Source organism: Kribbella sp. NPDC051620 (assembly GCF_044453825.1).
In the GTDB taxonomy this organism is placed as follows: Bacteria; Actinomycetota; Actinomycetes; order Propionibacteriales; family Kribbellaceae; genus Kribbella.
Genome location: NZ_JBITDB010000008.1, coordinates 89,569 through 106,155, shown reverse-complemented (window position 1 = coordinate 106,155; position 16,587 = coordinate 89,569). Strand labels below are relative to the sequence as shown.

General features: G+C 67.4%; 14 protein-coding genes. 6 read left to right on the top strand and 8 right to left on the bottom strand.

Annotated elements, in window-relative coordinates:
• The first annotated feature begins 134 nt into the window (after nt 1–134).
• Nucleotides 135–2,993, top strand: coding sequence for a ribonucleoside-diphosphate reductase subunit alpha (locus ACIA12_RS35455; protein WP_396371694.1), 2,859 nt, complete (start codon nt 135–137; stop codon nt 2,991–2,993).
• Nucleotides 2,990–4,057, top strand: a complete 1,068-nt coding sequence (locus tag ACIA12_RS35450; RefSeq protein WP_396371692.1) for a ribonucleotide-diphosphate reductase subunit beta — start codon at nt 2,990–2,992, stop codon at nt 4,055–4,057. The genes ACIA12_RS35455 and ACIA12_RS35450 overlap by 4 nt, the downstream gene beginning before the upstream one ends.
• A gap of 52 nt (nt 4,058–4,109) precedes the next feature.
• On the opposite strand, the gene ACIA12_RS35445 is transcribed toward ACIA12_RS35450, so the two are convergent.
• Both ACIA12_RS35445 and ACIA12_RS35440 read right to left on the bottom strand, forming a co-directional pair.
• A complete protein-coding gene (locus ACIA12_RS35445) occupies nt 4,110–5,462 on the bottom strand; it encodes an MFS transporter (protein WP_396371691.1) in 1,353 nt (450 codons plus the stop codon).
• Nucleotides 5,459–5,893 (bottom strand): MarR family winged helix-turn-helix transcriptional regulator, encoded by a 435-nt coding sequence (locus tag ACIA12_RS35440; protein WP_396371690.1) that lies wholly within the window; start codon nt 5,891–5,893, stop codon nt 5,459–5,461. Before ACIA12_RS35440 ends, ACIA12_RS35445 begins: the two co-directional genes overlap by 4 nt.
• A 113-nt stretch (nt 5,894–6,006) precedes the next feature.
• On the opposite strand from ACIA12_RS35440, the gene ACIA12_RS35435 reads away from it, so the two are divergent.
• Nucleotides 6,007–7,116, top strand: coding sequence for an epoxide hydrolase family protein (locus ACIA12_RS35435; protein WP_396371689.1), 1,110 nt, complete (start codon nt 6,007–6,009; stop codon nt 7,114–7,116).
• Here ACIA12_RS35435 and ACIA12_RS35430 read toward each other — a convergent pair.
• The 4 genes from ACIA12_RS35430 to ACIA12_RS35415 are packed head-to-tail and all read right to left on the bottom strand — an operon-like array spanning nt 7,083 to nt 11,487.
• Complete coding sequence (locus tag ACIA12_RS35430) at nt 7,083–8,249, bottom strand: ROK family protein (protein ID WP_396371688.1); 1,167 nt, start codon at nt 8,247–8,249, stop codon at nt 7,083–7,085. The genes ACIA12_RS35435 and ACIA12_RS35430 overlap by 34 nt on opposite strands.
• Nucleotides 8,230–9,096, bottom strand: a complete 867-nt coding sequence (locus ACIA12_RS35425; RefSeq protein ID WP_396371687.1) for a carbohydrate ABC transporter permease — start codon at nt 9,094–9,096, stop codon at nt 8,230–8,232. The genes ACIA12_RS35430 and ACIA12_RS35425 overlap by 20 nt, the downstream gene beginning before the upstream one ends.
• On the bottom strand, nt 9,093–10,088 hold the full coding sequence (locus ACIA12_RS35420) for a carbohydrate ABC transporter permease (RefSeq protein WP_396371686.1): 996 nt from the start codon (nt 10,086–10,088) through the stop codon (nt 9,093–9,095). The genes ACIA12_RS35425 and ACIA12_RS35420 overlap by 4 nt, the downstream gene beginning before the upstream one ends.
• A 7-nt stretch (nt 10,089–10,095) precedes the next feature.
• The gene (locus ACIA12_RS35415) at nt 10,096–11,487 is read right to left on the bottom strand and encodes an ABC transporter substrate-binding protein (RefSeq protein WP_396371685.1); all 1,392 of its coding nucleotides are present in this window, start codon (nt 11,485–11,487) and stop codon (nt 10,096–10,098) included.
• 86 nt (nt 11,488–11,573) lie between these two features.
• Here ACIA12_RS35415 and ACIA12_RS35410 point away from each other — a divergent pair, with 86 nt between their 5' ends.
• The 3 genes from ACIA12_RS35410 to ACIA12_RS35400 are packed head-to-tail and all read left to right on the top strand — an operon-like array spanning nt 11,574 to nt 14,709.
• Complete coding sequence (locus ACIA12_RS35410; RefSeq protein ID WP_396371684.1) at nt 11,574–12,605, top strand: zinc-binding alcohol dehydrogenase; 1,032 nt, start codon at nt 11,574–11,576, stop codon at nt 12,603–12,605.
• The gene (locus ACIA12_RS35405) at nt 12,605–13,402 is read left to right on the top strand and encodes a sugar phosphate isomerase/epimerase family protein (RefSeq protein ID WP_396371682.1); all 798 of its coding nucleotides are present in this window, start codon (nt 12,605–12,607) and stop codon (nt 13,400–13,402) included. The genes ACIA12_RS35410 and ACIA12_RS35405 overlap by 1 nt, the downstream gene beginning before the upstream one ends.
• Nucleotides 13,399–14,709 carry an MGH1-like glycoside hydrolase domain-containing protein gene (locus tag ACIA12_RS35400; RefSeq protein ID WP_396371681.1) on the top strand — a complete coding sequence of 437 codons (1,311 nt, stop codon included), beginning with the start codon at nt 13,399–13,401 and terminating at the stop codon, nt 14,707–14,709. Before ACIA12_RS35405 ends, ACIA12_RS35400 begins: the two co-directional genes overlap by 4 nt.
• Here ACIA12_RS35400 and ACIA12_RS35395 read toward each other — a convergent pair.
• Nucleotides 14,696–14,959 (bottom strand): hypothetical protein, encoded by a 264-nt coding sequence (locus ACIA12_RS35395; protein ID WP_396371679.1) that lies wholly within the window; start codon nt 14,957–14,959, stop codon nt 14,696–14,698. The genes ACIA12_RS35400 and ACIA12_RS35395 overlap by 14 nt on opposite strands.
• A complete protein-coding gene (gene cimA / locus ACIA12_RS35390; protein ID WP_396371678.1) occupies nt 14,956–16,545 on the bottom strand; it encodes a citramalate synthase in 1,590 nt (529 codons plus the stop codon). The genes ACIA12_RS35395 and cimA overlap by 4 nt, the downstream gene beginning before the upstream one ends.
• Nucleotides 16,546–16,587 lie beyond the last annotated feature (42 nt).

The following is a 16,587-nucleotide window of genomic DNA, read 5'->3' as shown; positions in this document are numbered from 1 at the left end:
CACGCGCTGTCCGAGGCCTCGAGGGTGGGTCGCAGGGCGAGCAAGCGACAGATCATGCAACGCCGGCGGGCGCACAGGTCTGGTGCGGGAACTCGTCATGCGCTTCTCCGGGTCCTCGGCCTCAAGAGACTCGCGTGGAGAGAGCGCTTGTGATCATCACTTCAGCAGGCAAGTCGGCCCCGGCCGCACCCCCGAACCAGCTCACCGTCGTACGCCGGGACGGCAACAGCACCGCCTTCGACCCGACCAAGATCTCGGTCGCCCTCAGCAAGGCGTTCCTCGCCGTCGAAGGCAGCGAGGCCGGCGCCAGCCACCGCGTCCGCGACCTGATCGCCGACCTCACGGCCAAGGTGGTCGACGCGCTGACCAGCCGCGGCCGCCCCGGCGTGCAGGTGGAGGACATCCAGGACCAGGTCGAGCTGGCGCTGATGCGGGCGGGCGAGCACCAAGTCGCCCGCGCCTATGTCCTGTACCGGGAAGAACGCGCCAAAGCCCGTACGCCGGACAACGCGGCCGAGCTGAGCACCAGCGGCGGCAATGACAGCAGCAACACCACCCCCACCCGCCCGTCGATCACCGTCCGCGCCGCCGACGGCAGCACCGCTCCCCTGGATGTCGACCGGCTCCGCGTCATCGTCGCCGAGGCAGCGGCGGGTCTCGATTCCGTGGACGCCGAGCTGATCCTCAACGAGACGCTCGGCTCCTGCTACGACGGCATCGCTCAGCACGAGGTCGAGCTTGCGCTGGTGATGGCGGCTCGCGGGTACGTCGAGACGGAACCGGAGTACAGCTATGCCGCAGCCCGCCTGCTGCTCGACCAGATTCGCCGCGAGACCCTCGGCCGGGTGCACGGTGAGTCGCGGCAGGCGAGCCAGGCCGACATGGCCTCGGCGTACGTCGACTACTTCCCCGAGTACATCAAGACCGGTATCGACGCCGGCCTGCTCGACCCCGAGCTGGCCACGTTCGACCTGGCCAAGCTGGCCGCCGCGATCAAGCCCGAGCGCGACCTGAACTTCACCTTCCTCGGCCTGCAGACCCTGTACGACCGTTACTTGCTGCACATCGACAAAACCCGGTTCGAGCTGCCGCAAGCCTTCTTCCTGCGAGTGGCGATGGGCATCTCACTGAAGGAGGAGAACCGCGAGGACCGCGCGATCGAGTTCTACGAACTGCTCAGCTCGATGCGGTTCATGTCGAGCACGCCGACCCTGTTCAACTCCGGTACGACCCGCCCGCAATTGAGCTCCTGCTTCCTCACCACCGTCGACGACGACCTGTCCGGCATCTTCGCCGGCATCCGCAACAACGCGCTGCTGGCGAAGTACTCGGGTGGCCTGGGCAACGACTGGACTCCGGTCCGCGGGATCGGCGCCAAGATCCGCGGCACCAACGGCGAGTCCCAGGGCGTCGTACCGTTCCTGAAGATCGCCAACGACACCGCCGTCGCGGTCAACCAGGGCGGCAAGCGCAAGGGCGCGGTCTGCGCGTACCTCGAAACCTGGCACATCGACGTCGAGGAGTTCCTCGACCTGCGCAAGAACACCGGTGACGAGCGTCGCCGCACGCACGACATGAACACGGCCAACTGGGTGCCCGACCTGTTCCTGCAGCGGGTCGAGTCCGGAGGCGACTGGACGCTGTTCTCGCCGGACGAGGTGCCGGACCTGCACGATCTGTACGGCACCGCGTTCCAGACCGCGTACGAAAACCATGAGCGCAAGGCCGACCAGGGTGAGATCCGGGTGTTCCGCCGGGTCAAGGCCGTCGATCTGTGGCGGCGGATGCTGACCGTGCTGTTCGAGACCGGCCACCCGTGGATCACCTTCAAGGACGCGTGCAATCTCAGGTCGCCGCAGCAGCACGACGGCGTCGTCCACTCGTCCAACCTGTGCACGGAGATCACGCTGAACACGACGGTCGACGAGACCGCCGTCTGCAATCTCGGTTCGGTCAACCTGGTCGCCCACCTGACCAGCACCGGTCTCGATGCCGAGCTTCTGAAGAGCACCGTCAAGACGGCTGTCCGGATGCTCGACAACGTGATCGACGTGAACCTGTACACCACGCCCGAGTCGGAGCGCGCGAACCAGCGCCATCGCCCGGTCGGCCTCGGCCTGATGGGCTTCGCGGACGCGCTCTTCGCACTGCGCATCCCGTACAGCTCCGACGCCGCCGTCGCGTTCGCCGACAGCTCGATGGAGCAGATCAGCTACCACGCGATCGAGGCGTCGAGCGATCTAGCTGCCGAGCGCGGCCGGTACCAGACGTACGAGGGCTCGTTGTGGAGCCAGGGCATCCTGCCGATCGACTCGCTCGAGCTGCTCCGCCAGGCGCGCGACGGCGACCTGACCGTCGACACGAGCAAGCAGCTCGACTGGGACGCGCTGCGCGGCAAGGTACTCCGCGACGGCATGCGCAACTCCAACGTGCTGGCGATCGCGCCGACCGCGACGATCTCCAACATCTGCGGGGTCAGCCAGTCGATCGAGCCGATCTACCGCAACCTGTTCGTGAAGTCGAACATGTCCGGTGAGTTCACCGTCGCGAACCCGTACCTGGTCGCCGACCTCAAGGCGCGCGGGCTGTGGGACCAGGTGATGGTCTCCGACCTCAAGTACCACGACGGCATCCTGTCCCAGATCGACCGCGTACCGGCCGACCTGCAGGAGCTGTACGCGACCGCGTTCGAGCTGGACCCGCTGTGGCTGGTCAAGGCGGCGTCGCGCCGGCAGAAGTGGCTCGACCAGGCGCAGTCGCTCAACCTCTACATGACGGCTCCCTCGGGCAAGGCGCTCGACGAGCTGTACCGGTCGGCGTGGCGCTATGGGCTCAAGACCACGTACTACCTGCGCTCCCAGTCGGCCACGCACGTCGAGAAGTCCACAATGCAAGGCACGGACGGCCGGCTGAACGCAGTACCGGTTGCACTACCCGAACCCACGGGTGCCGTCTGTTCAATCGAAGACCCTGAGTGCGAGGCCTGCCAGTGACGACCACCGGATTGGGCGAGATCGCCCTCGGAGCGGCCCGTGTCGACGTCACCGACAAGGCGATGATCAACGCGCGAGCCGACGTCAACCAGCTGCTGCCGCTGAAGTACCAGTGGGCCTGGGACAAGTACCTTGCCGGCTGCAACAACCACTGGATGCCGACCGAGGTCTCGATGCAAGCCGACATCGCGTTGTGGCGGCGTCCACCAGGGGGCAAGGACGGTCTGACCGAGGACGAGCGGCTGATGCTGAAGCGCAACCTCGGCTTCTTCGCGACCGCGGAGTCGCTGGTCGCGAACAACATCGTGCTCGCGGTCTACCGTCAGCTCACCAACCCCGAGTGCCGCCAGTACCTGCTCCGCCAGGCGTTCGAGGAGGCCGTGCACACGCACACCTTCCAGTACATCTGCACGTCGCTCGGGCTGGACGAGGGCGAGCTGTTCAACATGTACCGCGAGGTGCCGTCGATCTCCGACAAGGACGCCTGGGCGCTCAAGTACACGCAGCACCTGGAGGACCCGGACTTCAGGACCGGTACTCCCGAATCGGACACCGACTTCCTGCGGGACCTGATCGCGTTCTACGTGGTCTTCGAGGGCATGTGGTTCTACACCGGGTTCGCGCAGATCCTGTCGCTCGGCCGGCGCAACAAGATGGTCGGGATCGCCGAGCAGTACCAGTACATCCTGCGCGACGAGTCGATCCACCTGAACTTCGGCATCGACTGCATCAACCAGATCAAGCAGGAGAACCCGCACTTGTGGACGGCCGAGTTCCAGGCCGAGATACGCCAGATGCTGACCGAAGCATGTGAACTCGAGGTCGCGTACGGCCGCGCGACCATGCCCAACGGCATGCTCGGCCTCACCGCCGACCTCTGCGAGCAGTACATGCACTTCGTCACCGACCGGCGCGCCGAGCAGATCGGCATCGCCCCGATCTTCGGCGAGACCCGCAACCCCTTCGGCTGGATGTCCGAGATGATGGACCTGAAGAAGGAGAAGAACTTCTTCGAGTCCCGAGTGATCGAATACCAGTCCGGCGGCGGCCTCAGCTGGGACTAGTCAGCTCGCCGAATGGCGCCACTCCGCCAAGGGGTGGCGCCATTCGGCGCATTCAGGTGGGTCGGCCGATTTGATGGAGGGAGCGGTCGAGGAGGGTGATGAGCAGGAGCAGGGAGGTGGTGATCAGGAGGAAGAAGGACAAGTGGTGGAGGCCGGTGGTGGTGGCGCCGGTTTTGAAGAAGGTGGCGTTGGCGGCGGCTGCCATCAGGGCGCCTAGGTAGGTGCCCGTTCGGAGTAGGCCGGCGGATGAGCCGATGCGGGCTGGATCCGCTTGGTGGTAGAGCGCGTTCTGGTTGGCCAGGCCGTTGAGTCCCTGGGGAAAGCCTGCGGTGATGCCCAGGGCGATGAGCAGCCAGAGAGCGCTTCCCGCCTGGGCCAGTTGGAGGCCGGAGACGGCGAGCAGCAAGATGATGCTGCCGGCAACGAGTTTGCCTCGTACCCAGGCCCGCCGACCCGTGATCGCGGTGATCACGATCGCGGCACCCGACATCGGCAGCAACACCAGCCCAGCCGCGGAGGCACTCAGCGAGCGCGACTCCTCCAGCCATTGGGCGAACCCGTACAGGAACGAGTAGCTGACCACGAACGACAGCACCTGACGGGCATACGTCGCGAGCAGAGGCGCGTTGCCCCCGAGCACGCGCAGGTCGATGAACGGTTCCAGCGTCCGCAGTTCACGCCAAGCGAAGGCTGCTCCGAACCCAACGGCGAGCACCGGCAGGTACAGGCGAGACACAGCAGGCAGCATCAGGAAGACCATCAGCGACACCAGCATCGCCGCGAACAACCCGATCCCGGCATAGTCCAGCCGCTGCCCAGTCCGTACGCCGGTCGCGCGGCGAGGTAGCCAGAACCAGCCCAGCACAACGCAGGCGATCGACAGCGGCACGTTGATCGTGAAGATCAGATGCCAGCCACCGAGGCCGATCAGCACGCCACCGAGCGTCGGGCCGATCACCGCGATCACCTGGTTCGCGATCGAGAGAGCGCTCAGTACGCCGGTCGGGCTCTCCTGGCCGGTGCGGTCGGCCTCACTACGGATAAGGGACATCGAGGCCGGGTACGCGGCCGAAGTACCGAAGCCGAGCAGTACCCGCGAGGCGATCAGGAAACCGAGACTCGGCGCCAGCGCACCCATCAGGCCGGCGATCCCGACCAGTGCGGTGCCGATCAGGTAGAGCCGGCGCGGTCCGTACGTGTCGACGAGCTTGCCCATCACCGGCTGGCCGACCGCCGTCGCCAGGTACAGGCCGGTGACCAGCCACGCGGTCTGGGACGGCGGGATGCCGAACGCGGCGCCGATCGGGATCAGCGCGACCGCCAGCATCGACGAGTTGATCGGGTTGAGGATCGAGCCGAGGATCATCGGCGCGATCAGCTTGCGATCGAAACCCGCGGAGCTCACGCCTGGGTCACTTCATCCAGCAGTGCGAGTGCCTCGATGATCTTCTGCCGTTGCTCCTCGGTGCATTTGTCCTGCAAGGTCGCGGCCAGCCACTCCTGCCGGACCTGCCGATCGCCCTGCAAGCGCTCAACTCCCGCGGTGGTCAGCGAGATCAACTGCTTGCGTCCGTCGCCGGGATCAGGTGTCCGCTGGACGAAGCCCAGCTCCATCAGGGCCGCGACCGTGGCCGCCATCGACTGCGGGCGGACGCGCTCGGCCGCCGCGAGATCACTGGCCGAGGCCACGCCGTGCTTGTCGAGCCGGCTCAGCACCGCCTCCTGCGAAGGCGTCAGGTCATCGGACGCCGCCAGTGCTCTCAGCCGTCGGCGAAGGCGGCCGAAGGTCACCCGCACCTCGCTGGCCGCGAGCGCGGCGGACTCCGAGATCTCCATCCCTCCACGATAAACCTTCAGTTCAAACTGTCCAGTCCAGGCTGTCTATATTTATCGTTGGTGCAACCAACAAACTCGGCGTATCGTTGGCCGCACCAACAAAGGAGTGGATGATGATCGAGCCGTTCACGATCGACGTACCGCAGGCCGACCTCGACGACCTGGCCGACCGCCTCACCCGCACCCGCTGGTCCGACGAGCTGCCGGACGTGGGCTGGGACTACGGGATCCCGCTCGCCCGGGTGAAGGAGCTGGCGGAGTACTGGACGACCGGTTTCGACTGGCGCAAGCACGAGGCGCGGCTCAACGAGCTGCCGCAGTACATGACCGAGATCGACGGGCAGCGGATTCATTTCGTGCACGTGCGATCAGCCCGCGATGATGCGTTGCCGCTGATCCTCACCCACGGCTGGCCGGGCTCGTTCCTCGAGTTCGAGCAGGTCATCGAGCCGCTCAGCGAGAACTTCCACCTGGTGATCCCGTCCATCCCAGGCTTCGGATTCTCCGGACCGACCCACGAGCAGGGCTGGGGTGTCCCCCGCGTCGCCCAGGCCTGGGCAGAGCTGATGAGCCGCCTCGGCTACGACCGGTACGGCGCCCACGGCGGCGACTTCGGTTCCGGCATCTCTCGCGCGCTGGCGGCCGTCGCGCCCGGCAAGGTGGTCGGCGTGCACCTCACCTACCTGCCCGGCCCGCCGCCGCCCGGCGTGACGTTCGACCTCGACGAGGAGGACACCCGGCGACTGGCCCGGATCAAGGGTTTCATCGCCAACAGGCCGGCGTACCAGGCACTGCAGGCGACCCGGCCACAGACGATCTCGTACGCCCTGACCGACTCCCCCGTCGGCCAGCTCGCCTGGATCGCCGAGAAGTACACCGAATGGACCGACCCGGAATCGGAGATCTCCAGCGACGAGATCCTGACCAACGTCTCGCTCTACTGGCTCACCGGCACGGCCGGCTCAGCCGCCCGACTCACCAAGGAGACTGCCGGCATCGCCCCACCAACCTGCGCAGCACCCATCGCCGTCGCCGTCTTCCCCCACGACATCACCCTGGCGATCCGCCCGCACGTCGAGCACCTCTTCGACGTCCAGCAATGGACCGAATTCGAACACGGCGGCCACTTCTCCGCCCTGGAAGTGCCCGAGTTGCTCGCGGCCGACATCACCGGCTTCTTCGCGAAGCTTCAGAGCCGGGCGTCGACCGCTGCCGCGGAGTAGACCTCGTCGACCACCAGCCGCGCGATGCCCTGCAGGGCGGCGCGATCCGCGAGCCGGCCGGTCACCACCTCGAGGTGACGGGTCGCTCGCGGCAGCGTCGTCTGGTAGAGCACCTCGTGCACGCCGGCGACGAAATGATGGTCGGCCAGGTCGCCCGCGATCATCAGCACGCCAGGGTTGAGCACGCTGACGACCGTCGCCAGCACCTCACCGACCCGCCGGCCGGCCTCGCGAGCCAGCCGTAAAGCGTCCGGCTGGCCCGTCGCGATCAGTTCGCGGACATCGGCCCCCGACCGCGCGACCACGCCGAGGTCCGACAGCGCGCCGGCAATGGCGCCACCGCTGGCCACCGCGGCGAGGCAGCCGATCGAACCGCACTGGCACTTGGCGTCGCCGCCGTCGCGCACCCGGATGTGGCCGATGTCGCCCGCTCCGCCGTCGATCCCGCGGAAGACCGAGCCGTCGATCACCACTCCCGCGCCGATTCCGGTGGAGACCTTGACCAGCACGAACGCGGGACAGTCCGGGTACCCGGCCGCCTGCTCGCCGAGTGCCATCGCGTTGGCGTCGTTGTCGACGAACACCGGTACGCCGAAATGCCGGCCGAGGTGTTCGCGGATCGGGTACTCGTCCCAGCCCGGCATGATCGGCGGGCGGATCACCAGCCCTGTATCGAACTCGACCGGCCCCGGCACCGACAGCCCGATCCCGGCGACCTCGTCCACCGCGCGACCCACCTGCGAGAGCAACCCGGTGAACCAGTCCGTGATCGTGTCGAGCACCACGGCCGGCCCGTCGGCGACGATCAGCTCACCCGACTTCTCCGCGAGTACTTCCCCGGCGAGGTCGAGCACCGCGGCGCGAGCATGTCGGGTGTCCAGGTCCGCCGCCAGTACGACGGCATGACGCGCGTCGAACCGCAGTACCGTCGGCGGGCGCCCGCCGGTGGAAGCGGTCGAGCCCGCCTCCACCAGCCAGCCGTTGCCGAGCAGCCCTTCCAGTCGCAGGCCCAGAGTCGATCGGGACAGGCCGGTCAACTGCTGCAGCTCGCCCCGGGTACCGGCTCGGCCGGTCCGGACCAGTTGCAACAGCTGCCCTGCCGAGGCTGCCCCGTCAGCTCTTGTCTGCCCCACTCGTCAACCCTTCCGTCAGCATCCGCTCCGCGCCGTAGAACATGAGTACCACCGGCAGCGTCAAAACGACGGATCCTGCCATCAGTACGGTCTTCGGCACCTCCACGCCGTTCGCCAGTTGCTGCAGTCCCAGCGACACCGTCCAGTGCGACGGTTCGGCGGCGAGGAAGAGCAGCGCGAAGAGGAACTCGTTCCACGCGATCATGAAAACGTACAGGCCGGTCGCCATCACCGACGGCGCCGCCAGCGGCAGCACGACCCGCCGGACGATCTGGTACCGCGAGCAGCCGTCCAGCGCGGCGGCCTCCTCGATGCTGATCGGCACGGTGGTGAAGTAGCTGCGCAGCATGTAGATCGCCACCGGCACCGTCTGCGCGATGTAGACGATGACCAGCCCGATCAGACTCCCCTGCAACCCCACCTTCGCGAACATCACGAACAGCGGGACCGCAAGGAGCGTCGACGGGAACAGGTAGACCCCGAGGAACAGCGCGCTGACCTTACGCTGCCCGGTGAACCGCAGCCGGCTCACCGCGTACGCGCCCGGGATCGCCACCAGCAAGGTCAGGATCACCGCTCCGATCGAGACCAGCGCCGAGTTCCGCAGCATCAGCAGGAATCCCTGGCCGCCGTTCTCCACCGAAGTGAGCACGGATCGGTACGAGTCGATGGTGAACTCACTGGCCGAGACCCAGATCCGCCCCGGATCCAGCAGCAGGTTGTCGATCGGTTTCACCGACAGCAGCAGCATGTAGTAGAAGGGGAACAGCGTCGCCACCACCAGGCCGGCGATCACCACCCACCGCATGATGCCGAAGAACTTGTCCTGAAACGCGCCCCTGGTCACGACTGCTCCTCCTGTACTCGGCGGCCGAAGAACCGGAAGTAGAGGCCGAGCGCGACGACCAGCACGATCGCCAGTACGACGGCCTGTGCGGAGGCGAGCCCGACGTCGAAGCGCGCGGTGAGGAACCGGTAGACCCGGACCGCCACCACGTCCGTACCGGCTCCGCCGCCGGTCAGCAGGTAGACGTCATCGAACTTGTTGAACGTCATGATGAAGCGCAGTACCGACAGCAGCGCGATCACCGGCATCAGTTGGGGCAGCAGGATGAAGCGGAACCGCTGCCACGGCGTCGTACCGTCGACCACCGCAGCCTCTTCCAGCACTGCGGGCACGGCCTGCAACCGGGCCAGCAGGAAGAGGAACGCGAACGGGAAGTACCGCCAGGTCTCGAATCCGATCACGGTCAACAGAGCCATCGGCACCGGTACGCCGGCGACGTCGTACGACCGCTGGGTCAGGAACGCGATCGGCCGGTCCCAGCCGAAGATCGTCGTTCCCCAATGGTTCACCACGCCGAGGTCTGGGCTGAGCATGACCTGCCAGACGAACGCGACGGCGACCACCGGAGCGACGTACGGAAGCAGCATCGCGCCCCGGATCAGCGCGCGGCCGCGGAACGGCTTGCGCAGCGCCAGGGCGGCGATCAGACCGACCAGGATCGATCCCAGGGTGGAGCCGATCGTGTAGACGACGGTGGTACCGAGCGAGGACCAGAAGCCTGGTGAGGTGAAGACCCGGTCCAGGTTGCGTAAGGTCCAGTGGCCGAGCAGGCCCTGGCTCTGGATGTCGACCAGCCGCACGTTCTGGAAGGCGAGCACGATCGTCCACAGGATCGGCAGCACCACCACGACCAGCACGATCACGAAGGTCGGCGAGACCAGCGCCAGGCCGGCCCGGTTCTCTTGTCCCCGCAGCGTGCCCTTGCGGCGCGCGGCGGCCCGGCGGCCGGGCTCCGGCTCGGTGGCCGGGGGTCGTTGCGTCACAGTTGTCATCTCTGCCTCACCCGAGCGAATCCTGGATCGAGGCGACATCGGCGGTCGCCTGTTCGGCGGCCTTGTCCGCGTCCACCTGTCCACTGGCCAGCGCACTGATTGCCTTCGGCACCGGTAGCTCACCGAGCGTGGCGCCCACCAGCGCGCCCTGCCCTTCAGTGATGCCCCAACGCTGCATCTTCCCGAGCCCTTCGCGCAGCTCTGAGATCACCGGCGCGGGGTAGATCGCGGCCAGTGGCTTGCGGGTGTCGACCCCGATGTCGGCCTTGTCCCAGGCCAGGTCGAACTTGTCCGGATCCGCCGCGGTGCCCGGCCGGACCGGGAACTTGCCCTCGGCGGCCATCCCGAACCACTGTTCGTAGCCCTGGTTCATCATGTACTCGACGAACTGCTCGCTGGGATCAGCCTTCGCGGTCTTCATCACCGCCCAGCTACCGACCTCGCCGAACTGAGCAGGCGCCTTGCCGTCGGGACCCTGTACCGCCGTGACGACGCCGGTGTTGCGGGCCAGCCAGCCCTTGTCCTTGGCGCACTGCTGACAGCTCGGCAACGCGTCGTCGCGCAGGCCGGCCAGCTCGTCGAGCAGGAACGACGACCACACCACCATCGCGGACTTGCCCGCGAAGTACGAGGCGCGGGTGGAGTCCACAGTCTGGGTGCCGGCCGCGGAGTACTTGGTGGCCAGGTCGCCGTAGAACCTGAACGAGTCCTTGCAGGCCGGGCTGTCGAGCGCGACCTTGCCCTGGGCATCGACCAGCTGACAGCCGTTCGCCAGCGCCAGGTGCTCGAAGCTCTGCTGGGTGAACGGATCCGACGGATCCGTCGCCAGCGAGATGCCTTCGACGCCGCCGGTGTTCAGCGTCTGCGCCGCCTTCTCGATTGCCTCGTACGTCGTCGGCGCGGGCAGCCCGGCCTTGGCGAACAAGTCCTTGCGGTAGAAGAGCAGTTGCGTCCAGCCGTCGGACGGTACCGCGATCTGTTGATCACCGCTGCGGGTCAGCTCGAGCGCGCGGGGATTGAACGTCTTCGGTCCGAGCGCATCCACCACCTTCTGCGCGGCGTCGGGGTTGAGCAGGCCGTTGCTCGCCATCTGCTGGATCCCCGCCAGCGACACGCCACCGATCACGTCGGGCAGCTTGCCGGCGGCCGCGGCGGCCATCACCAGTTGCGGGACCTGCGGTTCGTCGACGCCGACCAGCTTCGTCTCGATGCCGGTGTCGGCGGTGAACTTCTTCAGGATCGCGCGGGTCGTCTCCAGCCGGCCGGCGACGTTCTCGAGCGACCACACGGTGATGCTGCGCCGGTTGCCGGCTTCGGACTCGTTGCCGCAGGACACCAGCAGCCCGGCGGTCAGCAGGAGCGCGCTCATCGCGGAGAGCGCCCTGACCATACGTGACATGCATCCTCCTCAAGGGACTTTCATCACGCATAACATCAGGACTATTGTATTTTGACAAGACCTAAGTTCTCGTTCAGGAGGTTTCCGTGGCTCGCGTTGTCCAGTTCACCGCTCCCCGCCAGGCGGAGGTGGTCGAGTTCCAGCCGGAGGCGCTGCCGCGCGGGCATGTCCGGGTCCGGACCGCCTACTCGGGGATCTCGGCCGGTACGGAGCTGACCGCGTACCGCGGTACCAACCCGTATCTCACCCGTACCTGGGACCCGGACGCGCGGATCTTCCGGGACGCCGAGGCCGGCGTGGCGTTTCCGGTCGTCGGATGGGGCTACTCCGAGACCGGCGTGGTGATCGAGCTTGGTGACGGCGTCGAGGGTCTCGCGGTTGGCGATGAGGTCTGGGGCATCTGGGGGCACCGCAGCGAAGCCGTCGTACCAGCCGAGAAGCTCGCCGGCCACCAGCTTCCCGCAGGCGTCTCCCTCTCCTCGGCAGCCTTCGCCCGCGTCGGCGCGATCGCCTACAACGCCATCCTCGCCGCCCGCATCAACCTGGGCGAACTGATCGCCGTCTTCGGCCAAGGCGTCATCGGCCTACTAGCCACCCGCCTAGCCACCCTCAGCGGCGCCCAGGTCGTCACAGTCGACGGCGTGGAGTCCCGCCGCAACCAATCCCTCCACTTCGGAGCCACCCACTCCTTCACCCCCGGCACCGCAGCCGAACAAATCCGAGCCCTGAGCACCGCAGGCGCGGGTGCTGATACTGCAATTGAGCTGAGCGGGGTTTATGCGGCTCTGCATGAGGCGATTCGGTCGGTTGGGGTTGGCGGGCGGGTTGTTGCCTCGGGCTTCTATCAGGGGGAAGGGAACGGGTTGCGGCTCGGGGAGGAGTTTCATCACAACCGGGTGGAGCTGGTCAGCTCGCAGATCGGCGGGGTGCCGCTGGAGCTTGCCAACCGGTGGTCGGTCGACCGGCTGCAGAAGACGTTCCTCGGACTCGTCGGCAGCGGCGCCGTCGACGTCGAACCACTCATCAGTCACCGGGTCCCGATCGAGGACGCGGCCGACGCCTACACCCTGCTCGACACGCGTCCCGGCGACGCCCTGCAAGTACTACTGGAGTTCTGATGATGAAGATCGCATGCCAGGAGCAACTACTTCCCGGTACCACCCTGCAGGAGAAGTGGGAGTTCGCGGTCGCCGCCGGCTACCAGGCGATCGAGCTGCGCGGCAAGGGTGACCTGTCCTTCCGCGACCGCCTGCCCGAGCTGCGCAAGGCCCAGGCCGACGGCGTCGTGATGCCGACAGTCTGCGTGGACATGCTGCACTTCTTCGGCGCCTTCGACGACGACCTGCGCGCCGACGCGCTGGTACAGATGAAGTCGCAGCTCTCGGTGATCGCAGAGCTCGGCGGACTGGGCGCGCAGACGCCCGCGTCGTACGGGATGTTCTCCCGCCGGCTGCCTCCGTTCGAGCCGCCGCGGGACGAGGCCGGCGATCATGAGGTACTGCTGGACGGCTTGCGTCAACTGGGTGAGCACGCGGCGGCCGAAGGAGTCGAGCTCTTCCTGGAGCCGCTCAACCGGTACGAGGATCACATGGTCAACCGGCTCGACCAGGCGGTCCAGCTGATCAAGGAGGTCGGCCTCGACTCGGTACGGATCGGCATCGACAGCTACCACATGAACATCGAGGAGACCGACCCGTCAGCCGCGATCATCGCCGCGGCGCCGTACATCGGCCATGTCCAGCTGAGCGACTCCAATCGCTTCCAGCCCGGCGCCGGCCACCTCGACTGGGCCGCCTTCCTGGGCGCCCTCGACACGATCGGCTACGACCGCTACCTGGCCATCGAATGCCGCCTCACCGGCGACCCCACCGAAGCGATCCGCTCGATCCCTCCAGTCGTCCGGAGGTACGTATGACGGCCGAACCCACAGAGCGGGTCCGGCGGGACGCGGCGCGGGTGTTGTTCGGGAACTGGAGCGGGCACTCGACCGTGCCCTCCCATTCGCTGTATCCGCATCAGTGGAGCTGGGACTCGGCGTTCATCGCGATCGGTCTGCGCCACCTCTCCCCCCGCCGGGCGCAGATCGAGCTGGAATCACTGCTCGGCTCCCAGTGGACCGACGGCCGCATCCCCCACATCAGCTTCTCCCCCTCAGTCGCCCGCGACGCGTACTTCCCCGGCCCGGACTTCTGGCAGGCCACCACCCGCGGTGGCGTCGAGACCTCCGGCATCGTGCAACCGCCGGTCCACGCCCTCGCCGTCCTCCTCACCCACGCGGCCGACCCCACGGAGTCCGTACGCCGCAACTTCCTCGCCCGGACGTACCCGAAACTCGTTGCCTGGCACACCTATCTGCGCACCCGCCGCGACCTCGGCGGCCGGGGCCTGGTCGCGATCGTCCACCCCTGGGAATCCGGTATGGACAACAGCCCCGCCTGGGATGACGCCCTCGCCAGAGTCGAACCAGCGCCCCTGGACTCCTTCACCCGTCGCGACACCGACCACGCCAGCGACGCCGACCGCCCCACGGACCTCGACTACGGCCGGTACGTCCAACTGGCCGCCACCTACCGCGACCACTCGTACGACGATGCCACGACGCCGTTCGCCTTCGCTCTCGAGGACCCGTGCTTCAACGCCCTCCTGATCGCCTCCGAACACGCACTGGCCGAGATCGCCCGAACCCTCGGCCTCGACCCCACTCCCCACCTGAACACCGCGGACGATCTAACCAACTCCCTCGGCACCCTCTTCGCCGACGGCGTCTTCCGCGCCCGCGACCTGAAGACAACGGAACTGGTTGCCGCCGACACCATCGCCGGGCTGATCCCGCTGCTCGTTCCACAACTGCCACAAGCAACCGAGCTCCTGGCCACCGCCCGAGGCAGCAGGTTCCAGCTCGGCAACGCCCGAATGGTCCCCAGCTACGACCTGACCGGCCCCGCCTTCGAACCCGGCCGCTACTGGCGTGGTCCCAGCTGGTTCAACACCGCATGGCTGGTGCACCGCGCCTTGGTCACGCTGGACCAGACAGTTGCCCCGCGCACCGAAGTACAGGCGCTGGCGACCGCGCTCCGGGACGACATGCTCGCGCTGGCAGCAAGCACCGACTTCGCTGAGTACGTCGACCCGTCGACCGGCGAAGGCCGCGGTGCCCGCGACTTCAGCTGGACCGCGGCGCTGACGCTGGATCTCGTCCGGGACGGGCTCAGGAGTAACTGACCTCGAGGACGCCGATGATCTTGTCGAGCCGGGCGGCGACCCGGCCGGCGTCGAAGCCGTTGCCTTCGACAACGATGCGGAGGGTGCTGGTCTCCAGGCAGAGGTTGAGTTCGCGGACGTCGTACGGGTTCAGCTGGACCGCGATCCGGGCGAGCAGGCCGCGGGTCTCCACCACCTGGGCGGTGAAGGTGGTGAGGATCCGCTCCGGTACCACGTAATCGACCGGTTCCAGGGTTGCCAGCGTGGTCATCGCACGACCTCCTTGTGGCGAAGCAGACCGTAGGTGACGCCGTCGACCAGCGCCTCCCACGAAGCCTCGATGATGTTGTGGCCGACCCCGACGGTGAGCCACGAACCCTCACCGTCGGCGGTCTCGATCAGGACTCTGATGACCGCGTCCGTGCCATGACCCTGGTCGAGGATCCGGACCTTGTAGTCGACCAGCTCGAACTTGTTGACGACCGGATAGGCGCGCTCGATCGCTGCCCGCAGCGCGTGATCGAGCGCGTTCACCGGGCCGTTGCCCTCGCCGGTGACGATCTCGCGATCGCCATTGGCGACAAGCTTCACAGTCGCCTCCGAGACCGCCTCGCCGTCAGCGCGCGACTCGGTGATCACCCGCCAGGACTCGACGTCGAAGAAGCTCACCCGCTCGCCGGCGACCTCTTCGGTCAGCAGCAACTCGAACGACGCGTCCGCGGCCTCGAACGTGTAGCCGCGCGACTCCATCTCCTTCACCCGGTCCGTCACCCGGCTGACCAGGTCACGGTCGTTGCCGAGGTCGAAACCGAGTTCGCGGCCCTTCAGCTCGACGCTCGCCCGGCCGGCCATCTCCGAGACGAGCATCCTCATGTCGTTGCCCACCAGGGCCGGATCCGTGTGCTGGTAGAGATCCGGATCCACCTTGATGGCACTGGCGTGCAGTCCCGCCTTGTGGGCGAAGGCTGACACACCGACGTACGGCTGCCGGGTCGACGGCGGCACGTTCGTCACTTCGGCGATCGCGTGCGCGATCCGGTACGACTCGGCGAGCCGTCCGGGCGGGAGCAGTTCCATCCCGCGCTTGAGTTCGAGGTTGGCCACCACCGCGAGCAGATCGGCGTTGCCGGTCCGCTCGCCGTAGCCGTTGATCGTGCCCTGTACGTGGGTGCAGCCCGCCTCGACCGCGGCGATCGAGTTGGCGACCGCGCAGCCGCCGTCGTTGTGGGCGTGGATGCCGAGCCGCGCGCCGGTGCTTTCGAGGACATCGCGGACGACGTCCTGCAGCTCGCGCGGAAGCGTTCCACCGTTGGTGTCGCAGAGCGCGACCACGTCGGCGCCGGCCTCGGCCGACACCCGGACCACCTCCAGCGCGTAGGCACGGTTGGCCCGGTACCCGTCGAAGAAGTGTTCGGTGTCGAGGAAGACCCGCTGACCGTGCTCACGCAGGTGCCGGACGGTGTCGGCGATCATCCGCAGGTTCTCGTCGAGGGTGGTCCGCAAGGCCCGCTCGACGTGCGCGTCGTGGCTCTTGGCAACCAACGTGACGACGGCCGCGCCGGACTCACGCAGCGCCGCGACCTGCTGGTCGTCGGCTGCCGGCGTACCGGGTTTGCAGGTCGCGCCGAACGCGGCGAAGGTCGCGTGCCGCAGGTGCAGCTCGGTCCTTGCCCGCTGGAAGAACTCGGTGTCCTTGGGCACCGCGCCCGGCCAGCCACCCTCGATGAAACCCACCCCCAGGTCATCCAGGTGCTGGGCGATGGCGATCTTGTCGGCCACTGACAACGCCAGACCCTCCTGCTGCGCGCCGTCGCGCAGGGTGGTGTCGTAGACGTGGAACTCGTCGGTTGTGCTCACGGAATCGCCTTCCGATGGGGGCTGCAGGCAACACTTCAGGCA